Origin of the sequence: Demequina sediminicola, from assembly GCF_000975055.1 — a bacterium.
GTDB lineage: Bacteria > Actinomycetota > Actinomycetes > Actinomycetales > Demequinaceae > Demequina > Demequina sediminicola.
This window is the reverse complement of sequence record NZ_BBRB01000002.1, coordinates 159,225-178,989: the sequence shown is the minus strand read 5'-3', so window position 1 is coordinate 178,989 and position 19,765 is coordinate 159,225. Positions and strand designations below refer to the sequence as shown.

Annotated in this window: 20 protein-coding genes; 4 read left to right on the top strand and 16 right to left on the bottom strand. The window is 62.7% G+C overall.

Features of this window, described 5'->3' with window-relative positions:
- Positions 1–73: 73 nt before the first annotated feature.
- From AOP79_RS05735 to AOP79_RS05725, 3 genes are all read right to left on the bottom strand, one after another.
- Positions 74–892: a DsbA family protein gene (locus tag AOP79_RS05735; RefSeq protein ID WP_062071434.1), complete on the bottom strand. Its 819-nt coding sequence runs from the start codon at positions 890–892 to the stop codon at positions 74–76.
- Positions 893–906: 14 nt separating this feature from the next.
- Positions 907–1,440, bottom strand: a complete 534-nt coding sequence (locus AOP79_RS05730; RefSeq protein ID WP_201774439.1) for a DoxX family protein — start codon at positions 1,438–1,440, stop codon at positions 907–909.
- 110 nt (positions 1,441–1,550) lie between these two features.
- Entirely contained in the window at positions 1,551–3,245 is a 1,695-nt protein-coding gene (locus AOP79_RS05725) for a serine/threonine-protein kinase (RefSeq protein WP_062071432.1), read from the bottom strand.
- Positions 3,246–3,408: 163 nt separating this feature from the next.
- Between AOP79_RS05725 and AOP79_RS05720 the strand changes: the two genes are divergently transcribed.
- Positions 3,409–4,563, top strand: coding sequence for an ABC transporter ATP-binding protein (locus tag AOP79_RS05720; RefSeq protein WP_062071430.1), 1,155 nt, complete (start codon positions 3,409–3,411; stop codon positions 4,561–4,563).
- Between the two features lie 138 nt (positions 4,564–4,701).
- Positions 4,702–6,000, top strand: coding sequence for a DUF4032 domain-containing protein (locus AOP79_RS05715; protein ID WP_082093405.1), 1,299 nt, complete (start codon positions 4,702–4,704; stop codon positions 5,998–6,000).
- 51 nt (positions 6,001–6,051) lie between these two features.
- Here AOP79_RS05715 and rlmB read toward each other — a convergent pair whose 3' ends face one another.
- From rlmB to AOP79_RS05690, 5 genes are read right to left on the bottom strand one after another with little or no spacing between them, the layout of a single operon-like run.
- The gene (gene rlmB / locus AOP79_RS05710; RefSeq protein WP_062071428.1) at positions 6,052–7,014 is read right to left on the bottom strand and encodes a 23S rRNA (guanosine(2251)-2'-O)-methyltransferase RlmB; all 963 of its coding nucleotides are present in this window, start codon (positions 7,012–7,014) and stop codon (positions 6,052–6,054) included.
- Positions 7,015–7,070: 56 nt separating this feature from the next.
- Positions 7,071–8,492, bottom strand: coding sequence for a cysteine--tRNA ligase (gene cysS, locus AOP79_RS05705; protein ID WP_062071426.1), 1,422 nt, complete (start codon positions 8,490–8,492; stop codon positions 7,071–7,073).
- Positions 8,493–8,502: 10 nt separating this feature from the next.
- The gene (gene ispF / locus AOP79_RS05700; RefSeq protein WP_062071423.1) at positions 8,503–8,982 is read right to left on the bottom strand and encodes a 2-C-methyl-D-erythritol 2,4-cyclodiphosphate synthase; all 480 of its coding nucleotides are present in this window, start codon (positions 8,980–8,982) and stop codon (positions 8,503–8,505) included.
- A 47-nt stretch (positions 8,983–9,029) separates the two neighbouring features.
- Positions 9,030–9,701 (bottom strand): 2-C-methyl-D-erythritol 4-phosphate cytidylyltransferase, encoded by a 672-nt coding sequence (gene ispD, locus AOP79_RS05695; protein ID WP_062071421.1) that lies wholly within the window; start codon positions 9,699–9,701, stop codon positions 9,030–9,032.
- Positions 9,698–10,180 (bottom strand): CarD family transcriptional regulator, encoded by a 483-nt coding sequence (locus AOP79_RS05690; protein WP_062071419.1) that lies wholly within the window; start codon positions 10,178–10,180, stop codon positions 9,698–9,700. The genes ispD and AOP79_RS05690 overlap by 4 nt, the downstream gene beginning before the upstream one ends.
- 157 nt (positions 10,181–10,337) lie before the next feature.
- Between AOP79_RS05690 and AOP79_RS05685 the strand changes: the two genes are divergently transcribed.
- Positions 10,338–10,808: a hypothetical protein gene (locus AOP79_RS05685; protein WP_062071417.1), complete on the top strand. Its 471-nt coding sequence runs from the start codon at positions 10,338–10,340 to the stop codon at positions 10,806–10,808.
- Between the two features lie 97 nt (positions 10,809–10,905).
- Here the strand turns inward: AOP79_RS05685 and pstB are convergent, their stop codons facing one another.
- The 6 genes from pstB to AOP79_RS05655 form a co-directional block, all read right to left on the bottom strand.
- Positions 10,906–11,685 (bottom strand): phosphate ABC transporter ATP-binding protein PstB, encoded by a 780-nt coding sequence (gene pstB / locus AOP79_RS05680; RefSeq protein ID WP_062071415.1) that lies wholly within the window; start codon positions 11,683–11,685, stop codon positions 10,906–10,908.
- 23 nt (positions 11,686–11,708) lie between these two features.
- Positions 11,709–12,665 carry a phosphate ABC transporter permease PstA gene (gene pstA, locus AOP79_RS05675; RefSeq protein WP_082093404.1) on the bottom strand — a complete coding sequence of 319 codons (957 nt, stop codon included), beginning with the start codon at positions 12,663–12,665 and terminating at the stop codon, positions 11,709–11,711.
- Positions 12,665–13,672, bottom strand: coding sequence for a phosphate ABC transporter permease subunit PstC (gene pstC / locus AOP79_RS05670; RefSeq protein WP_082093403.1), 1,008 nt, complete (start codon positions 13,670–13,672; stop codon positions 12,665–12,667). The genes pstA and pstC overlap by 1 nt, the downstream gene beginning before the upstream one ends.
- Positions 13,673–13,754: 82 nt before the next feature.
- Positions 13,755–14,861, bottom strand: a complete 1,107-nt coding sequence (locus tag AOP79_RS05665; RefSeq protein ID WP_062071410.1) for a phosphate ABC transporter substrate-binding protein PstS — start codon at positions 14,859–14,861, stop codon at positions 13,755–13,757.
- Positions 14,862–15,022: 161 nt separating this feature from the next.
- Complete coding sequence (locus tag AOP79_RS05660) at positions 15,023–15,718, bottom strand: response regulator (protein ID WP_062071407.1); 696 nt, start codon at positions 15,716–15,718, stop codon at positions 15,023–15,025.
- The gene (locus AOP79_RS05655) at positions 15,715–16,839 is read right to left on the bottom strand and encodes a sensor histidine kinase (RefSeq protein ID WP_062071404.1); all 1,125 of its coding nucleotides are present in this window, start codon (positions 16,837–16,839) and stop codon (positions 15,715–15,717) included. The genes AOP79_RS05660 and AOP79_RS05655 overlap by 4 nt, the downstream gene beginning before the upstream one ends.
- Before the next feature lie 144 nt (positions 16,840–16,983).
- Here AOP79_RS05655 and phoU point away from each other — a divergent pair, with 144 nt between their 5' ends.
- A complete protein-coding gene (phoU, locus tag AOP79_RS05650) occupies positions 16,984–17,643 on the top strand; it encodes a phosphate signaling complex protein PhoU (RefSeq protein WP_062071401.1) in 660 nt (219 codons plus the stop codon).
- 85 nt (positions 17,644–17,728) lie between these two features.
- Here phoU and AOP79_RS05645 read toward each other — a convergent pair whose 3' ends face one another.
- Both AOP79_RS05645 and AOP79_RS05640 read right to left on the bottom strand, forming a co-directional pair.
- A complete protein-coding gene (locus tag AOP79_RS05645; protein ID WP_062071398.1) occupies positions 17,729–18,472 on the bottom strand; it encodes a phosphoglyceromutase in 744 nt (247 codons plus the stop codon).
- A gap of 89 nt (positions 18,473–18,561) precedes the next feature.
- Positions 18,562–19,635, bottom strand: a complete 1,074-nt coding sequence (locus tag AOP79_RS05640; RefSeq protein ID WP_161794228.1) for a lactonase family protein — start codon at positions 19,633–19,635, stop codon at positions 18,562–18,564.
- Between the last annotated feature and the right edge of the window lie 130 nt (positions 19,636–19,765).

The window sequence follows — 19,765 nt, the reverse complement described above, 5'->3', positions numbered from 1 at the left end:
GACGGGGCAAAAAAGTCGGCACCCCTGGCGGCCAGAAGGCTGCCAGGGGTGCCGGCAAGTCAGGGTCGAACGGTTACTCGAGGCCCTCGATGTAGCTGCGCAGCACGCCAGCTTCCATGTAGGGAACCTCCTGCTGCTGAACCAGCGAGCCTTCTGAGAAGGTCTGGCCGGGCTCAGCGATGCGGATTGACGGCGTACCGCTCACGCCGTCCTGCGAAGCCTTGTCGGAGGCTGCGACTACCCACTTGGTGAAATTGCCGTCAGCAAACTGTGCAGCGACGTCTTCTGGAACGCCCGCATCGATCGCGATCAACTCGATCTGCTCGTCGCTCAGACCAGTGGTTCCCTCGTCGGGCTGGTTGGCGTAGAGCGCTGCGGAGAAGTCGAGGAACTGCTCGGGGGCCAGGTCAGCGACGGTCGCTGCGGCATTGGCGGCACGCGTGGAGTACTGGGTGCCTGACGAGAAGCGGTCAAGGATCGAGATGGGGTGGTAGTACAACTCGATTTCGCCCGCTTCACGCATGGCAGCGATGTCTTCCTCGTTCGTCTGCTCGAAGAGGTTGCAGAAAGGGCACATGAAGTCGAGGTAGACGTCGAGGCGGACGACGTCGCCTTCAGGAAGGTCCTCATTCACCACGCCAGAAGCACCCACCACGATGCCGCCGGTGTCATCAGAACCCGCCGGGACGACAGCGCCGTCCTCGGTCAGGCCCGGAACCTTCGACGAGTTGATGATGAAGAACACAATGCCGACGAACACAATCGCGACTACGGCAACGACCGCAGCGATGATGATTCCGGTCTTGCGTTCTTGGGCCTTGACCTGCGCTTGCGCTTGCGCGCGAGCGGCAGCGGCCTTGCTATTGGATGGTTGTGGCTTTTTGTTGGCCATGGGGAATCCTTACCTCAAGGTCCTTCGGGAGATGAAACTGCGTCAACGGGGTCATTGTCCTCAATGACGGGCTGGGGCGCCAACCAGGCATCAAGGGAGAAGCGAGAACGGGGCCACACAAACAAGTACAGCCCCAATGCGATAAAGCCAGCTCGCTCAAGCAAGTGGCCGGTGTAGTTCGCGGTGCCTTCCTCAACTTCACCGCCGCCGCCAAAGCAGCCGCAGTCAATGGACAGGCCCTGCGACCATGCCCAGATCACACCAAAGGTGAAGCCCGCCATCATGAGGAGCCATGCACCTGCAGCCCAGCGGGTCCACAGGCCCACGAGAAGCCACAAGGCGAGGGCGATTTCGAGGAACGGCAGTACGGTGCCAACGAAGGGGACGATGGCTTCCGGAAGGAGCCGGTAGGCGCGCACCGCGATGATGGACTGCGGGATGTCCTGAACTTTGGGAATGGCTGCAAAGATCAGAATCCCGGCCATTGCTAGTCGCACTACCAGCGATAGCCACGGTTGAACCACTCGCATACGGTCACCGAACGTCATCGATCAGACTCCCTGCCCTGGGATCACGGCGTATCCGCATTCCCTCCGTCGTGCACCCAACGTACATGCTGGAGCGATGGTTCCCTGCTTCGGTTTATCCACAGGAGAGCCTATGCGCTTAGGGCTCCGGGAGCACCGTTAAGCGGCCACCACATCGGCTCTACCAGCAGATAGACACTGAGCGCCATGATCGCAAAGACCACCAACGAGACCACTACCCAGGCCACGACGGGGCCTCGTGAGGGTGCAACGAGAGACGCCAACCTGTGTGCGCCCTCGCGAGTCAATCCACTCCATGGTCCCCACCAGATCGCCGCGGCTGCAGCGAGTGCTCCGGTGAACAGTGCAATGGCTTGGCCCCATGCCTGAACTTCAGCGCTTCCCGTAGCCACGTGCTCCTCAACGACGAGCCACCAGCCCAATGTCCCTACCCCGACCCCTACGACTGCACCCAACAGAATCGCCGGAAGCGACTCGCCTGTGGCGCGCAGGAGGTGCCACGGGAGTCCAAGCGTGTGCAAGGCGGCGTCTCCCCGACGTTGACCACGTTTGGCTCGTGAGGCCGCGAGCGCGAGAGAGCGCCGCTGTCCGGCGCGTGCCACGATCGCGGCAAGCGCCATGATCACGAAGGCAATGAGTGGCGCAACTACGGCGCTGGCGGCAGTCGCGACTGTGAGCGCCAGAATCATGATCTTGCGGCGTGGCGCCGGCGGCACTAACTCATCGGTGCGGGGGCGTTCATCCTGCGGTTCGCTGTCGAGGTCGTCGCCATTTCCGTACTCGGAGTGAGAGCCGATGGCATCATCGCCTTCGGGGGCCTCGTCACCGCTGCCATCGTCCACCTGGGTCGCCACGTCACCGCTCGCCAGGGTGTCAGCACTGTCGGCAGCGGGCGCAGCGACGCCTCCCCCGCTCGAGGCGTCGAAGGTCTCTGCGTGATGCGCATGCGCGTCCATGACCGACGTGGCGGCGACCGCAGCAACGGCGGTGGCAGGGATCTCTTGCGACACGGGCAGTACGACGGTGTCGCCGCGAAGCGCTGCCACCACCTGGCGGGGCTCCGGGCGCGCGTCAACATCGCGGCCGAGGGCGGCTCTCAGCGCCTCCGCGCCTGGAACATCGGGCAATGACACGGTGGCTTCAAGGGTTTTGGAGATTGCTCCGGTCCCCGAGCCAAAGGGTGCCTTGCCCGTCATGGCGTAGGCAACTGTTGCTGCCCACGACCATCGGTCTGCCGCCGCTCCAGGCTCTTCACCGTCGATGACCTCCGGTGCGACATACCCAGCAGTGCCAGAGACCAGACCATCGCGGGTCAGCCGGTTGTCTGTGGTCATGTGCGCCAGGCCAAAGTCAATCAGCACAGGACCGTCAGGGCCCATCATGATGTTTGAGGGAGTCACGTCTCGGTGGACCGAGCCGGTGGCGTGCACCGCTTCCAGCGCCGATGCTGTCCGCTCGGCGAATGCCGCTAACTCCGCGTCACGCAGCGGACCGTTGTCTTGGATGTAGTCCCACAGGCTGACGCCGGGGATGTACTCGAAGACGACGAACGTCTCATCGCCATCAAGTTCCGCATCAAGAATGGCGGGCACCGCTGGGTGATCCATGGACTGCAAGGAGCGAACCTCGCGGGCGAGCCTCTCGGCAGCGACGTCGTCGGCTCGCGCGTCAACGAGCTTCAACGCCGCTTCAGCACCCCCGCCGTCAACGACTTTGTAGACAGCGCCGGAACCGCCGCGACCCAATTGATCGACGATGGTATACCCACCGATCTCGTCACCCACCTCACGCACCACGGAAGCCATGGGTTCACGCTACAGCCAGGCAGGTTGGGATTCACACAATCCCTGTGAGAAGATATGCACTAATCACGGCGATTGGCGCCGCGATTAGTGTCATTGTGGACACCACACCGGCACTCTTCACCACGGATCGTCTGGCACGTACCTGCCAGTGAAGGGACCTATCATGGCCACCGTTACTTTCGACAAGGCTTCGCGGATTTACCCGGGCACGGAGCGCCCCGCAGTGGACCAGCTTGAGCTGGACATCGCGGACGGCGAATTCCTCGTGCTCGTCGGCCCATCCGGTTGCGGAAAGTCAACCTCCCTGCGCATGCTCGCAGGCCTCGAAGACATCGACGCCGGATCCATCTGGGTTGGCGACCGCGACGTCACTCACGTTCAGCCCAAGGACCGCGACATCGCCATGGTGTTCCAGTCTTACGCCCTATACCCCCACATGACGGTGGCCGACAACATGGGCTTCGCCCTGAAGATCGCCAAGGTCGACAAGGCTGAAATCCGCGAGCGCGTTGAAGCAGCCGCGAAGGTCCTGGACCTCACTGAGTACCTGGACCGCAAGCCCAAGGCTCTCTCCGGTGGTCAGCGTCAGCGTGTGGCCATGGGTCGTGCCATCGTGCGTCAGCCCCAGGTGTTCCTCATGGATGAGCCGCTCTCGAACCTCGACGCCAAGCTGCGTGTCCAGACTCGTACCCAGATCGCCGCACTGCAGCGCCGCCTGGGCACCACCACTGTCTACGTGACGCACGACCAGGTCGAGGCTCTGACCATGGGTGACCGCATCGCAGTCATGAAGGACGGAAAGCTCCAGCAGGTCGGCACCCCCCGCGACATGTACGACGCTCCCGCCAACGTGTTCGTTGCAGGCTTCATCGGCTCGCCCGCCATGAACCTCGGCACCTACACCGTGAACAACGGTGTGGCACAGGTCGGTAACGGCCAGGTCGCACTGGCTCGTGACGCTGTCGCAGCTCTCAAGGCTGAAGACAAGAACCAGGTTGTTCTGGGCTTCCGTCCCGAGTCGCTCGACCGCGTTGCTCCCAACACCGAGGGCGCTGTTCCGATCAACGTCGACGTGGTGGAAGAGCTCGGCTCCGACGCATACGTCTACGGCACCGTCGCTGCAGAGAACCCAGGCGCAGCTGCCATGCACTTCGAGGCCGGCGGCTCGTCCGAGGTCATCGTTCGCATCGACCCCCGCGACGTCCCCAAGAAGGGCGACTCCGTCTGGGTCAAGATCCGTGAGGGCGAGCAGCACATCTTCTCGTCCGCTACGGGTGACCGCCTGTCGAAGGCAGTGCAGTCGAGCGTTTCGCTGTAACCACAGTTCATCACGAAGGGCGGTCCGGGTATCCCGGGCCGCCCTTCGTGCGTCATAGCCACGTTCGTCACCACTACCTCGGGCTGAGAAGCGGCCCCAGCATCGGCCCGTCTTGCGCAAGCGGCCTACGATGGCACTATGCCTCTCAAGATCACCGGTGCCGTGGATCCAGAACTCCTGGATCTACCGTGGTCCGTCCCGCTCGAAACCTGGCCTGAAGACACTCTGGCCGCACTGCCGCGAGGCATCTCGCGCCACGTCGTCAGGTTTGTCCGGTTCCGCGGGCGCGTCCTGGCGGTCAAGGAGACCGTAGGGCCGATGGCTCAGCGCGAGTTCACGATGCTCAAGGACTTGGGGCGCATGGGAGCTCCGTGTGTGGTGCCGTTCGCCGTCGTGGACGGACGTCGAGACAAGGACGGCAATGAACTTCCGGCTGCGCTCGTCACGGAACATTTGCAGTTCTCGTTGCCCTACCGCGCCCTCTTTAGCCAGGCTCTGCGGGACGACACACTGGACAGGCTCATTGACGCACTCGCCGTGCTCCTCGTGCGCCTGCATCTACTGGGCTTTTACTGGGGCGACGTCTCGCTTTCCAATGCGCTCTTTCGCCGCGACGCTGAGGCCTTCTCCGCCTACCTGGTGGACGCCGAGACCGGCGATATCCATGCGTCGCTCACTGCCGGTCAGCGCAACTACGACATCGAGTTGGCGTGCACCAACATCATCGGCGAGATGTTCGACCTCCAGGCGGCCGAGGAACTCGACGATGCCGTCGAGCCCCTTGACCTCGGAGACCGCATCAAAGAACGCTACTGCGATCTGTGGTCGACTCTGACCGGTAAGGAAACGTTCCACGACAACGTGCGCTATCACGTCGCCGAAAGAGTGAAGGCGTTGAACGAGTTGGGCTTCGATGTCGCTGAACTGGACATGACGCAAACCTCGGACGGCTCCGAGTTGTCGATTCATCCGAAGGTCGTCGACGCAGGGCACCACTCCCGCCGCTTGCTCCGGCTCACCGGACTCGACGTCCAGGAGAATCAGGCACGTCGGCTCCTCAACGATCTCGACGAGTTCCGCGCCGTCACGTTCCCCGACGAAGAAGAAACCCTCGCCGCACACGAATGGCTTGCACGGAACTTTGAACCGACGGTACGCGCCGTCCCCAAGGAGTTCCGACGCAAACTGGAGCCAGCGCAGGTGTACCACGAGGTGTTGGACCACCGCTGGTTCCTGGCAGAAAAACGCTCCAACATCACGATGCCCGAGGCCGTTGCCTCATACGTCAAGCACGTGCTCCCCGCCCGACCCGACGAGGCTGCCGTCCTGGGGCACGCCATCGGCACAAGTGCTGAGGGCGATCCCGAGACGTCCACGGAGACGCGCAGCATTCCCGCGTGGCAGCTTCCGCCCACCGTGGGTCGTCTACGCGACTAGGCCCCGCCAGCGTCGACCGGCGCGACGGGTGGTGCTGTGTGACGGGTGCTGTTACGAGGCGTCGCCGCGTCGTGAGGCCTCGTAGAGCGCAACTGACGCCGCCACGGATGCGTTGAGAGACTCCGTGTCCCCGCCGATCGGGATGGACACGATTTGATCGCAGGTCTCGCGCACGAGGCGCGACAAGCCCTTACCTTCCGCACCCGCCACGATCACCAGCGGGCCGTCGAGCAGCTCCGACTCGTGCAGGAAGACCTCGCCACCTGCATCAAGGCCCACCACAAAAATGCCGGCCTTCTTGTACGACTCGAGTGCGCGTGTGAGGTTGGTGGCGCGTGCCACAGGAATCCGCGAGGCCGCTCCAGCGGACACCTTCCAGGCGGCAACGGTGACACCAGCCGCACGGCGCTCCGGAATGAGGACACCGGTGGCACCAAAAGCCGACGCCGATCGCATGACAGCACCCAAATTGCGCGGGTCCTGAATACCGTCGAGCGCCACAATCAGTTGGCGACCTTCAGTGTCAAGAAGGTCCTCAGGGTCGGCGTACACGTAGGGCGGCACCTCAAGCGCGACACCCTGGTGGGGGCTCCCCCCAGCGAGGGCATCAAGAGTGCTCTTCGTGACCTCGCGAACCTCAACGCCCTGCTCAACGGCGAGTGACACGATCTCGGTGATGCGGTCATCGGCGTCAATGCGGTTGTAAATGTGCAGCGTATTCGCGGGGAGTTGAGACCGCAGTGCCTCGACAGTGCTGTTGCGTCCAATCACCAACTCGTCTGACGAGGAGGTGCGGTGACGCGGGCCCTGGCGCTTGCCCTGTGGGCGCTTGGCGGCTTCAGCCTCAGCGCGCTTCTTGGCGTGATACGCCTTGTGGTTGGGGCGGTCCTCGGCGCGCGGAGTGGGACCCTTACCTTCGAGAGCCTTGCGGCCATGGCCGCCGGTACCGACCGACGCACCCTTCTTCGATGCTGCATTGCGCGTGGCGCCGCGGCGCTTGGAGTTACCTGCCATGGGGTCAAGGGTAGTCGCCCTGGGCGGGCGCGCGCGTCAGCAGTCGAGCGAGCGCGTCAGTCCTCCGTCGACAAACTCCACCGCGCACCGTCCGCGCCATCCTCAATCACGATGCCGGCTTGAGCCAAACGGTCACGGATCTCATCTGCCGTTGCCCAGTCCTTGTCCGCACGAGCTTGAGCCCGTGCCGCGATGTTGGACTGCACCAATGAATCGAGAGCAACCATCGCAGCGCCATCGCCGCTCGCGGCACCTGCCCAGCATCCCGAGGCGGGATCGAGGCCCAGAGCATCGAGCATCGCGCGTACCTGAAGCAAAGCCTGCGACGCAGCCTCATCGTCGCCCGCCGTCAACGCGGCGTTGCCGGCACGTACCGTCTCATGCACGTGCGCAAGAGCGCGCGGCACCGAGAGGTCATCATCCATCGCTTCCACAAACGGCGCCGGAAGGTCACTCCCTCGGACTTGTTCGAGCGTCAGCGCCCCGACCTTCTCCGAGGCACGGGACACGAAGCCTGCCAAGCGGGTCCACGTTGCCGCGGCGTCTTCCATGGTCTTGTCCGAGTACTCGAGCATCGAGCGATAGTGCACCTGCGCGAGCGCGAGACGCAGCGCCGGCGCCGGATAGCGCGAGAGGACATCACTCACCAGCAGCCCGTTACCCAAGGACTTCGACATCTTGGCGCCCGACTGCGTCACCCAAGCCGAGTGCATCCACAGATTCGCAAACCCGTAGCCCGCACCCCGTGACTGAGCCTGCTCATTCTCGTGATGCGGGAAGCGCAGGTCGAGACCGCCGCCGTGAATGTCGAACGAATCACCCAAGTACCGCCGTGCCATGGCCGAGCACTCAATGTGCCAGCCTGGACGTCCTCGACCCCAAGGTGAGTCCCATGACGCGGTGTCAGGTTCGCCGGACTTGGTGGCCTTCCACAGGGCGAAGTCGCGGGGATCACGCTTGTCATCTGCGGGGGCGTCGGGCGCGGGGGTCAGGTCATCGAGCGCCTGCCGGGTCAACGTGCCGTAATCGGCGTACGAGCGCACGTCGAAGTACACAGAGCCGTCAAGCTCGTAGGCATGGCCGGCGTCAATAAGTCGCGACACCAACGCGAGGATCTCTGGGATGTGTCCGGTAGCACGCGGTTCGGCGGCAGGCTGCTTCACTCCCACGGCCGCGTAGGCATCCTGGAACTCGCGTTCGTGGCGCAGCGCCCATGCCCACCACTCGACGCCTGCATCGGCCGCTTTGGCCAAGGTCTTGTCGTCAATGTCGGTGACATTGCGCACCATCGTCACGTCGTGGCCGGTGCGCTCGAGCCAACGTTGCAAGACGTCAAAGGCGACAGCGCTACGAAGGTGCCCAACGTGGGGCGAGCTTTGCACCGTAGGCCCACACAGGTAGATGCCGACCTTCCCGGGCTCGCGAGGCTCGAAGGGCCCCTCGGTGCGTGTGGCGGTATCAAACAGGTGGAGAGTCACGGATGCCAGGCTACCGGGCCTGTGCCGCCACGACCAGCGCCGACGCGATCGCCGCCACACCTTCACCACGACCCGTCAGCCCTAAACCATCCGTGGTGGTGGCACTGACGGTGACTGCAGCCCCAATGGCCTCCGATAGCACTCGCTCCGCTTCCGCCCGCCGCGGCGACAACTTGGGACGGTTACCCAACACTTGAATGGTCACATTGCCGATCTCAAAGCCCGCCGCGCGGACACGATAGGCCGTCTCAGCGAGCAACGCCGTGCCCGCAGCCCCAGCCCACTCGGGACGGTCAGTACCGAAGTTGGAACCCAAGTCACCCAGACCGGCAGCGCTCAGCAACGCGTCGCATGCCGCGTGAGCCGCGACATCGCCATCGGAGTGGCCGCTCAGCGGCGTCTCGCCAGGCCACACCAGGCCAGCAAGGGCGAGTTCGCCCTCACCACCAAACGCATGGACATCGACGCCCAACCCTGTCCGCGGAATCATGTGAACTCCTTACTCCTGTGAAACGAGCACTTGTGAGACAAGCGCTGCTACGAGGTGCGTTCGCTAGCAACGTGCGCGGCGAGCGCAAGGTCCCAGGGTCGAGTGACTTTGAACCCGCGATCATCGCCCGGCACGTCAACAATACGAAAGCCCGCCGCGCGGGCAAGTTGTGCGTCATCCGTCGCGGGGGCGGTCCCCGCGGTCGCGGCGTGGTCGTGGGCGGCACGGGCAACATCGACAGTAAAAACCTGCGGGGTCTGCACGGCACGCAGCCCGTCACGATTGACGGGAGCTCCGAGGGTGCCGTCATCCGTCGCTGCAACCAACGTGTCGACCAGCGGGAGTACGGGGACAGCACCGTCTGCTCCGGCTCGCACAGCCTCCACGGCTGCACTCATCACGTGATGGGGTTGGAAGGCACGGGCAGCATCGTGAATAAGGACGATGCTGGCGTCCTCGGGCAATGCCGCTAACCCTCGGGCGACCGAGTCTTGGCGACTCTCTCCACCGGCCACCACCGTGGCAGACGGAACAGCGTCGTGAAACTCCTTGAGGTGAGACGTAGGCGCAGTGACGACCACGGCATCGGCGATATGGCTGATGTTCTCCACCGCCCATGCGACCAGAGGCCGACCCTGCACCGTCACTAGAGCCTTAGGAACATCCGCCCCAAGGCGAGTTCCTGCACCGGCGGCCGTGACGACCGCCGCTACGGTCACGAGGCGAGAACCTCGTCCAGACGGGCTTCAGCAGTTTCCTCGTCACACTTCTCTGCGAGAGCCAACTCGCTCACGAGAATCTGACGAGCCTTGTGAAGCATGCGCTTCTCACCGGCAGAGAGACCCTTGTCGGTGTCGCGACGTGACAGGTCACGCACCACTTCCGACACGCGAATCACGTCGCCCGAAGCAAGCTTCTCGACGTTGGCCTTGTAGCGGCGCGACCAGTTGGTGGGCTCTTCCACATAGGGCTCGCGAAGAACGTCAAAGACCTTCTCCAGTCCAGCCTGATCGACAACATCGCGGACGCCGACGAGGTCAACGTTTTCCGCGGGCACCTCAATCGTCAAATCACCCTGCGCGACTTTAAGTTTGAGATACGTCTTTTCCTCGCCCTTAATGATGCGCTTTTTGATGTCCTGAATTTTCGCCGCACCGTGGTGCGGGTAGACGACGGTCTCGCCGACGGCAAAGTTCATGTGAGGTGTGCCCCTTCGTGTCGCAACGATTCTACCACCGGGAGCGTTGCACTAACAGGGGTCTTCTTTTTCGCCGGTAACGACGCGCCGTTCCGCAATGCTACGCGTGACCAGTATCCTTGGGTTTAACCATGTTCCCGCGAAAGGTTTTCACGCAGTGAAGCGCACCGTCCCCGCCAGTATTGCCGCCGCAGCACTCGCCGCAGCCGCACTCACCGGATGCTCCTACGTCAACCCCATCACGACACAACAGAACTACTCGGCCTCCGACGGCTCGCAGTTGTTCGTGGAAGACGTCTCCGCACTCAACCTCATTGTGTTGACCGAAGCAGTCGACTCCCCCGCCACACTGATCGGCACCATCGTGAACGACTCCGACGAGGACGTGGAGTTCACCATCACCTTTGACGGCACCACTGCCACGCCCGTAGCGATTGACGCTGGCGAAAGCATCAAGCTCGGCCCCGAAGACGGCGACGTCGAAGTCTCCGGAACCTCGACCGTCCAGCCAGGTCTCGTCGTTGACGTGCTGTTCCAGGAAACCGGCAGCAAGACCTATGCGGTCTCCGCGCCAGTGCTCGACGGCACCCTGCCGGAGTACACCGACATCGTCGCCGAAATCGGCTAGCACCGCACCGTGCGATGGCTACGGCCATCACACACGAAAGGGCTCCCAGCATCACGCTGGGAGCCCTTTCGTGTGTGCGGCAGACGCCGCCTAGCGATCAACCAAAACGGCCCGAGATGTAGTCCTCGGTGGCCTTTTCCGACGGCGTTGAAAACATCGTCGTGGTGTCATTCATTTCGATGAGCTTTCCGGGCTTTCCGGTGCCGGCGATGTTGAAGAACGCGGTGGTGTCGGACACGCGCGCGGCCTGTTGCATGTTGTGCGTCACGATGACGATCGTGTACTGGTCCTTGAGGTCCGTAATGAGGTCCTCAATAGCCAACGTCGAGATCGGGTCGAGCGCCGAGCACGGCTCGTCCATCAGCAAGACGTCCGGCTTAATCGCGATCGCACGCGCAATGCACAGACGCTGCTGCTGGCCACCAGAGAGCGAGGAGCCAGGCTTGTTGAGGCGATCCTTGACCTCGTCCCACAGATTCGCTCCACGCAGCGAGGACTCCACGAGGTCCTCCGCATCAGAGTTGGACACGCGCTTGTTGTTCAAGCGATAGCCCGCCAACACGTTCTCCGCAATCGACATCGTCGGGAACGGGTTGGGGCGCTGGAAGACCATCCCGACGTGACGGCGCACGGTGACAGGGTCGACGTCCTTGCCGTAGAGGTCGACGCCGTCAATGAGGACCTCGCCCTCAACCCGTCCGCCGGGGATGACCTCATGCATCCGGTTAAGGGTGCGAAGGAACGTCGACTTGCCACAACCGGATGGACCGATGAAGGCGGTGACGGCCTTGGGCTCGATCGACAGCGAGACGTCCTCAACAGCCAGGAACTGGCTGTAGTAGACATTCAGGTTGTTGATGTCAATGCGCTTTGACACTGCATGGCTCCGATCTGGCGCGGCTAGCGGCCGCTCTTCGGGGAGAAATATCTGGCAACAAGTCGGGCCACAAGATTGAGGCCCATCACGATCACAATCAGGACGAGCGCGGCGGCCCACGCTCGGTACTCCGCGATGTCAGCAACACAGGTATCCGTGGTGCACGGGAGCTCGCCCTTTTCGTACTCGGTAATGATGTAGACGGGCAGCGACATCATGCGGCCGTCAAAGAGGTTCCAATTCATGGAATCCGCGACGCCCACTGCCACGAGCAGTGGCGCGGTCTCGCCGATCACGCGAGCAATTGCAAGCGTGATACCCGTCGTGATTCCAGCGATGGAGGTGCGTAGCACGACCTTGGTAATGGTGAGCCACTTGGGCACACCAAGGGCGTAGGACGCCTCGCGCAGTTCGTTGGGGACCAACTGCAGCATTTCCTCGCTGGAGCGGACCACCACAGGAATCATCAGGATTGAGAGCGCCACAGCACCCACGATGCCCAATTTGGTGCCTGGCCCCATGATCACTGCGAACAGTGAATAGGCGAACAAGCCCGCGACGATCGAGGGGATGCCCGTCATCACATCAACAAAGAAGCGGATGCCCTTCTTGACTGGGCCGTGCCCGTACTCCACAAGGTAGACCGCAGTGAGCAGGCCCACCGGGACCGAGATGACGGTGGCGGCAAGCGTCATCATGAGCGAGCCCACCATCGCGTGCGCGATGCCGCCAAAAGGAGCTTCAGCGCCGTAAATGCCGCGCATGGACTGGTTCAGGAATTCGAAATTGAAGCCGCTGTCCGGGTACGTGTCCGAGATCAGGAACCGGTCGATGCCGTTCACGACAACGGTCAGCAGTAGCCACACCAAAGGGATCATCGCGAGCACGAACGCGATGTACATCGCGGCGGTCATGACCCGATCTTTGGCCCGACGCGACGCGGAGATCTCCCCGAATGGGGTCGTCGAAGTGGTAGCCATCAGTTCGCTCCCGAGTATTCGCTCCGGCGCGAGACAACCCACCGCGCGAGCATATTGACAAGCAGCGTGATCACGAACAACGCAAGGCCCATGGCCACCAGCGAGGACACGCCCATCGCGTTCGCCTCAGGGAATTGCAGCGCGATGTAGCCGGCCACGGTGTTGTGCTGGTTGGGCTGAAGAATGTATGGCGAGAGGGTGAGTCCAGGGCTGATGATCATCAACACCGCCATGGTCTCGCCAAGTGCGCGACCCAGGCCAAGCATCGTGGCTCCGACCATGCCGGAGCGAGCGAAGGGGAACACGGCCATCCGGATCATTTCCCAACGCGTGGCACCCATCGCGAGCGCGGCCTCTTCGTGCAATACGGGGGTCTGTAGGAACACTTCGCGGGTGATAGCGGTGATGATCGGGAGGATCATGATGGCGAGCACAATTCCGGCCGACATGGCGACTCGGCCAGTGAAAATCTCACCGGATTCCGGCGCTGCAAACAGCGGGATGAAGCCGAGGTAGTCCGCCAAGAATTGGTAGAACGGGTTGAGGAATGGCACCAGGACGGCCACACCCCACAGGCCATAGACCACCGAAGGCACCGCCGCCAACAGATCGATCAGGTAGCCGAGTGTCTGTGCGAGGCGGCGTGGGGCATAGTGCGAGATAAAGAGCGCGATTCCAATGGAAATCGGCGTAGCAATGACCAACGCAATGACCGACATCAGCACCGTGCCGTACACCAGGAAGCCGATGGTCTCCATCAGCGACTGGCCGTCCTCGGGCTTGATGAAGGACACCTCTTGGCCCAAGTCTTCCGACGAGGACACGAATGCGGGCCAGGCCTCGACCAAGAGGAATGTGGCGACCGCGGCGAGCGTGACGAGGATGAGGACACCCGCACCGGTGGACAGGCCCTTGAAGATGCCGTTTGCGCGTGCGCCGGGGTGCGTGCCGTAGTCGTTTCCTGCCGACTGAGAGTCAGTGGACGACGGGGTCGTGGTCACGGTCAGGTCTCCCTTGGGTCTGTGATCACTGGACTAGCGACTGCGCCCACCTTAACGGCAGTAGACGGCGCTGGGCGCGGGGTGAGCGTCACTCCGTCGCCGCAATCTCGTCGAGGATAGCGATGATGCGGTCGGATAGTTCGGCGGTCAGTGGGGCCGAGCCTGCAGCCGCAGCCGAGACATCTTGGCCCTCTTCCGATGCCACGAACTTTTCGAACTCAGTCAGGAGTTCACGTTCGTTCGGGTTCTCATACTCGGCACACACGATGTGATAGCTCACGAGCGTCAGAGGGTAGGCCGATGAGTCGGTTGTGGTGCGGTCGATGGCGTAGGCAAGGTCGTTCTCACCGTTCGCGTTGTCCATGACGGGAGAGGCAGCCACGATGTTCGCTGCGGCCTCAGGCGAGAACGGGACGTACTCGTCGCCGACCTTGAGCGCGGCAGTTCCAAGCCCACCCGAACGTGACGCGTCGGCATAGCCCACCGAGTACTCGCTGGAGCGAATCTGGTCGATCTGCGCGGAGGTGCCGTCGCCGCCTACACGCTGAGCGTCGGTCGCGGGGAACTCCTTAGACGCCTCGTACGGCCAGGCATCACCGGCAGCCTGCTCGAGGTAGTCCGTGAAGTTCTCGGTAGTGCCCGAGCTGTCCGAGCGTGGAACGACCGTGATGGTCTGCGCGGGAAGCTCGACGCCTTCGTTCTGCGCGGCAATATCTGGGTCGTCCCAGGACGAGATGTCGCCGTTGAAGATCCGCGCGATGGTGGCGGCGTCCATATTCAGCGACGCGATCCCAGGGATGTTGAAGATCACGGCGACAGGGGAAATGTACATCGGGAGGTGGTAGGCACCACCGTCACCAGCGCATTGTTCCGCTGCGATCTCGTACTCATGGTCGCTGAGCAGTCCATCGGAACCGGCGAACGGAACAGCGCCCGAGAGGAACTGTTCAATACCGCCACCCGATCCGACGGGGTCGTACCCCACGTTCACGTCGGGGTTGTTGCTCTGGAACGCGGCCCGCCAAGCGTCCATGCCAGCTTCCTGCGCCGACGAACCCGCGCCTTGCAGGTTGCCTGCGAGATCTGAGGTCACCTGTGAGGCTTCCAACGCGGCCTCATTCGTGGGCGTACAAGCCGCGAGCAAGACCGCGACCGTCGCAGCGGCGGCGGTCGCCCCCGCGCGAATCTTAATCATCACAGAATCAGTCCCCAGGTGTCGGTGCGGCTGTGTAGGGCCCAACGCGTTGCCGGGCTATACCAAGGTAGGAATCCAAGGTAACGCGATACTGTCGCCAAACTGAACTTCAGGTGAACATTAGGTAAACAGGCGCGGGGGCTACCTGTCGATTCGAGCGTCTAATCTTCGAAGGTGTAGCCCACTCCCCGTACCGTCTGGATCAGCATCGGCTGCGAAGGGTCCTCTTCGATTCGTCCACGCAGACGCTTGATGTGAACATCGAGGGTCTTGGTGTCGCCAAAGTAGTCGGCACCCCAGACGCGGTCGATGATGACCTGGCGAGGAAGCACACGGCCGGAGTTCTGCGCCAGCAGGTACAGCAGTGCGAACTCCTTGGGGGGCAGGTTCTGCACATCGTCCCCACGGGTCACCGACAGTCGCTCGGGATCCATGGTGATGCCGGACACAGTCAGACGCTCGGGTTCATCGGGGATGTCGGTGGACGCCGCACCGTGGCGACGCAGGACCGAGCGTACGCGCGCCACGAGTTCACGAGCGCTATAGGGCTTGGTGACATAGTCGTCGGCTCCAAGTTCAAGGCCAATGATCTTGTCCACCTGGTCGTCCTTGGCCGTCACCATGATGATCGGCACGTTTGAACGCTCACGGATCTCACGGAACACCTCGGTGCCGGACATGCGCGGAAGCATGAGGTCAAGGAGCACCACATCCGCTCCGTCGCGCACGAATGCGTCGAGGCCTTGTTGGCCGTCCTCCGCGAGTAGGACGTCAAAGCCCTCACGTCGCAGCAAGTACTTCAGGGAGTCGCGATACGACTCCTCGTCTTCAACGACGAGAATTCTCGCCTCCGTCATTGCTCCTCCTGGTGGATGGTGAGACGAACAGTAAAGGTGGAGCCGACGGTGGGCTTTGACCACACCTCTACGACTCCCGAGTGCTGCAGGACAACGTGCTTGACGATCGACAGGCCGAGCCCCGTACCACCGGTCTCGCGCGACCGTGCGGGATCTGCACGGAAGAACCGCTCGAAGATGCGCTCCTGGTTCTCCGTTGAGATTCCGATGCCCGCGTCGATGACTTTCAGAACTGCGACATCGGTATCGGCATCTCGCGCGAGTGTCACGGTGACGTGTGATCCGCGATCCGAATAGTTGATGGCGTTGTCAACGAGGTTGCGCAGCGCCATCACCAAGAGGTCGTGGTCACCCATCACGGTGGGAGAAGCCGAGACGTCTGCCACCACCGTCACGTCACGAGCCTCAGCGGACACTTGAGCGGCTTCGACGACTTCTTCGACGACCTCCGCCAGCGGCACCACCTCGTGGTCAATCACCGATTCGCCGCCCTGAATCCGGGAAATCTCAATAATCTCCTGGATGAGCTTGGTGAGCCTGCGTGCTTCTCGACGGATCTTCTTCGCGAAGTCCTCGACCATTTCCGTGTCGTCGGCGTTGCCTTCGATCGCCTCAGCCAAGAGCGACAGCGCACCCACGGGGGTCTTGAGTTCGTGAGACACGTTCACGGCGAACTCACGGCGAGTTTGCTCCGCGGCGCGCATTTCAGTGTTGTCATTCGCAATCGCGAGCGCCAGATCATTGCTGAGCGGAGTAACGCGGACGTGAACGATAGACGACGCTCCCAGCACTCCCCGGCTAACCTCGACCTCGTCCTCAACCACCTGTTCTGCGGCCCACGCCACTTCAGCGAGGTCCGCCACCCCGGGGTGGAGCGCACCGTCCGGTCGGGTCACACCGAGGGCGGATGCGGTGTGATTTGAGAACGCGGCGCGACGGTCACGGCGCACCACGATGCTCCCGGACTGCAAGGCAGACAGGACCTCTCGCGTGCGGTGAGGAATCGTCGTGTTGCCGCCTTCGTCACTGGCGCGTCGTTTCATGAGTGCTACCACCAGCGCCATGCCGGCTGCACCCACCACGACACCGATGGCTGCGGCAAGCCACATCTCGAGGGTCATGTGGTCACAGTAGCGAGGCCACGGCAAGTTCACCCAATGTTTCCCGTTGGTCACACGATGTTTACTGGTTCGCAAGGGCTTTCTTTAGTGCTGGCCCGCGAGCGGTGCCACACTAGGAATGATGCATACCGCCTAAGGAGAGTCATGCGTACGCTTTTCACTGCAGAGATGTCGGAATTGGCCGACGATCTGATCACCATGAGCCGCCACGTCGAGTCAGCGATTACCCGCGCCTCGGAAGCCCTGCTCGAACAGAACATCGAGTTGGCCCAAAAAGTCATTGCCGACGACGTCAAGCTCGATGAGCTCGAAGCCACCGTCGACGAGCGCTGCGTGCTCCTCATCGCCCAGCAGCAGCCCGTGGGCCTTGACCTGCGCACGATCATCTCGTCGTTGCGCATTTCCGCGTCGCTCGAGCGCATGGGTGACCTTGCCCAGCACATCGCCGAGGCCGCACGCCGCGCCTACCCCGAGAGCGCCATCCCTGACGGGCACATCGAGATCATTCGTGGGATGACCGAGGCCGCCAAACGTGCCGCCAACGAAACCGTGGGCCTTCTTGAGAGCCGCGACCTCAACACGGCCGCAGGCATCGTGTCCGACGACGATGAACTCGATCAGCTTCACGCGAAGTCGTACCAAACGCTTCTGGAGTCTGGCTATGCCGGTTCCGTACAGGAGACCCTCGACATCGCGCTTCTTGCGCGCTTCTTCGAGCGTTTCGGCGACCACGCCGTAGCTGTCTCGCGCCAGATTGTGTACTTAGTGACCGGCGACCACACCGGATCGCGAGCCCGTTTCTAAACTCAAACCGGCATCGGCCGCATAGCAAAGGCGCCCATCTCCACACAGGAGATGGGCGCCTTTGCTATCTCACGAGCGCTCGGCCCTACTTCTTGCCCTGGTTCGCGACAGCCTGAATCGCGGCAGCAGCAGCGTCAGCGTCGAGGTAGGTGCCTCCGGCCTTGACTGGCTTGAGGGTTTCCTCGTCCAGTTCGTACACGAGGGGGATGCCGGTGGGCACGTTCACGCCCACGATGGCGTCATCGGCGATGCCATCGAGGTGCTTGATGATGGCGCGCAGCGAGTTGCCGTGTGCGGCAACCATCACAGTCTTGCCTGCCTTCAGGTCAGGCACAATCTCGCCCTCCCAGTAAGGGAGTGCGCGCTCAAGGACGTCCTTAAGGCATTCGGTCTTGGGGGTGTCGACACCGTCGTAGCGAGGGTCCCCAGCCTGACCGTACTCGTTGCTGTCCGAGATCACGGGCGGCGGCACGTCGTAAGAGCGGCGCCACGTCATGAACTGCTCTTCGCCAAACTGCTCGAGGGTCTCAGCCTTGTTCTTGCCCTGGAGATCACCGTAGTGACGCTCGTTGAGGCGCCAGTCACGCTTCACAGGAATCCAGTGACGGTCCGCAGCATCGAGCGCCAGGTTGGCGGTCATGATGGCGCGGCGCAGGAGGGACGTGTGCAGGACGTCGGGCAGCACGCCCTCGGCCTTCAGCAGCTCGCCGCCGCGGACTGCTTCGCCCCAGCCCTTCTCGTTGAGTTCGACGTCCACCCAGCCGGTGAACAGGTTCTTTGCGTTCCACTCGCTCTCGCCGTGGCGGAGCAGGATCAGTGTGTAGGTCATGGCTCTAGCCTATCGCCGTTGCACGGGGTTGCCGGTGGGACTTTTGGCCGCTGTCGAGGCCACGGCCGATGCCGGTGTGCCGAACGTGGTCAGGGAAGCGCGATCGCGAAGGCCGGGCTGGGCATGGCGGCCGATGCGTGGGCTACGTGGGCCACGTACCCGACCTCGTTCTCGGGAGGCAATGCGAGCACATCGTCCATGTCGTAGGTACGCACCTCATGTCCGCGTTCGGCTCCAACGTGAAGCCGCTGGGCGATGATGGCGAAGTGTCGAGGCCAGTGCCCTGCGTCTATCGAGGTCCGATAGTTCAGTTGCCCTTCAGGCGAGAGGTCGTGCAAAGCGATGACGTCCGCACCCCGGACACCGGTGAAGAGCACACCGTCGTGCAGGACAATGTGCGAGGGGTAGTTGTCGTCGGCGCTCCTGGGGGAAACGGTCGTGACCGGCTGCTCGGCAATGGCATAGGCCTCACCAGCATGTGCATCCCATCGCAACGTCACGATGGTGCCGCTCAGTTCACACGCGACATAGAGAAGATCACTTCCACCGCGTCCGTCACCGACGACGAAGTGCCGCGGTCCGGAGCCTGCCGGCAGGGTCGCGGCAATGCCGTGATCGTCAAGGAGTCCATCAGCCCGCACCGCGTAGCGACGCAACTCATCGGTGCCGAGATCCGCGACGAGCACGTGGTGCCCTCCAGGGCCAAAGCCAGCCGAATGCGCATGTGGAGCATCCTGACGATCAGTGCGAGGTCCCGAACCGGCGTGCCCCAGTACTTGTGCCGCAGCCTCAGCAACGGGCATTCCGTTCTCATCGAGCTGGATCACGCTCAGATCGCCGGAACCGTAGTGGCTGATGTACAAGGTGCGCGCGTCCGGTGAGATGAGGACGTGACAGGCTCCCGAACCCCCAGTAGGGACGGAGGCAGCAACGCTGGGCGCAGACTCATCACTGACGTCAACCACGTGCAACTGAGAGGCGTCCTCTTCAGATGTCACATAGAGCAGTGACAGCGAGGGATGCCCGGCCATGAAGGACGGCGCAGGAAGTTCCAATGCACGTGAAGCATCGCTGGCACTTTGGCGCCAGACGCCTTCGCCCGTACCTGTCGGGGACCCCAGCCCAGCTTCTGGGTACGTTCCCCACCACACGGTGTTCGCCATGGTGTCATTCTCCTGTGGTTGTCCGTCTGTCATGGGCGACACGCACAAACGACCCCACCTCCACGAAGGAGCCGGAGCCGTCTGCGGTCTTCATTGCCGCTCAATATTACCTATCAAGCAATCCCTATTG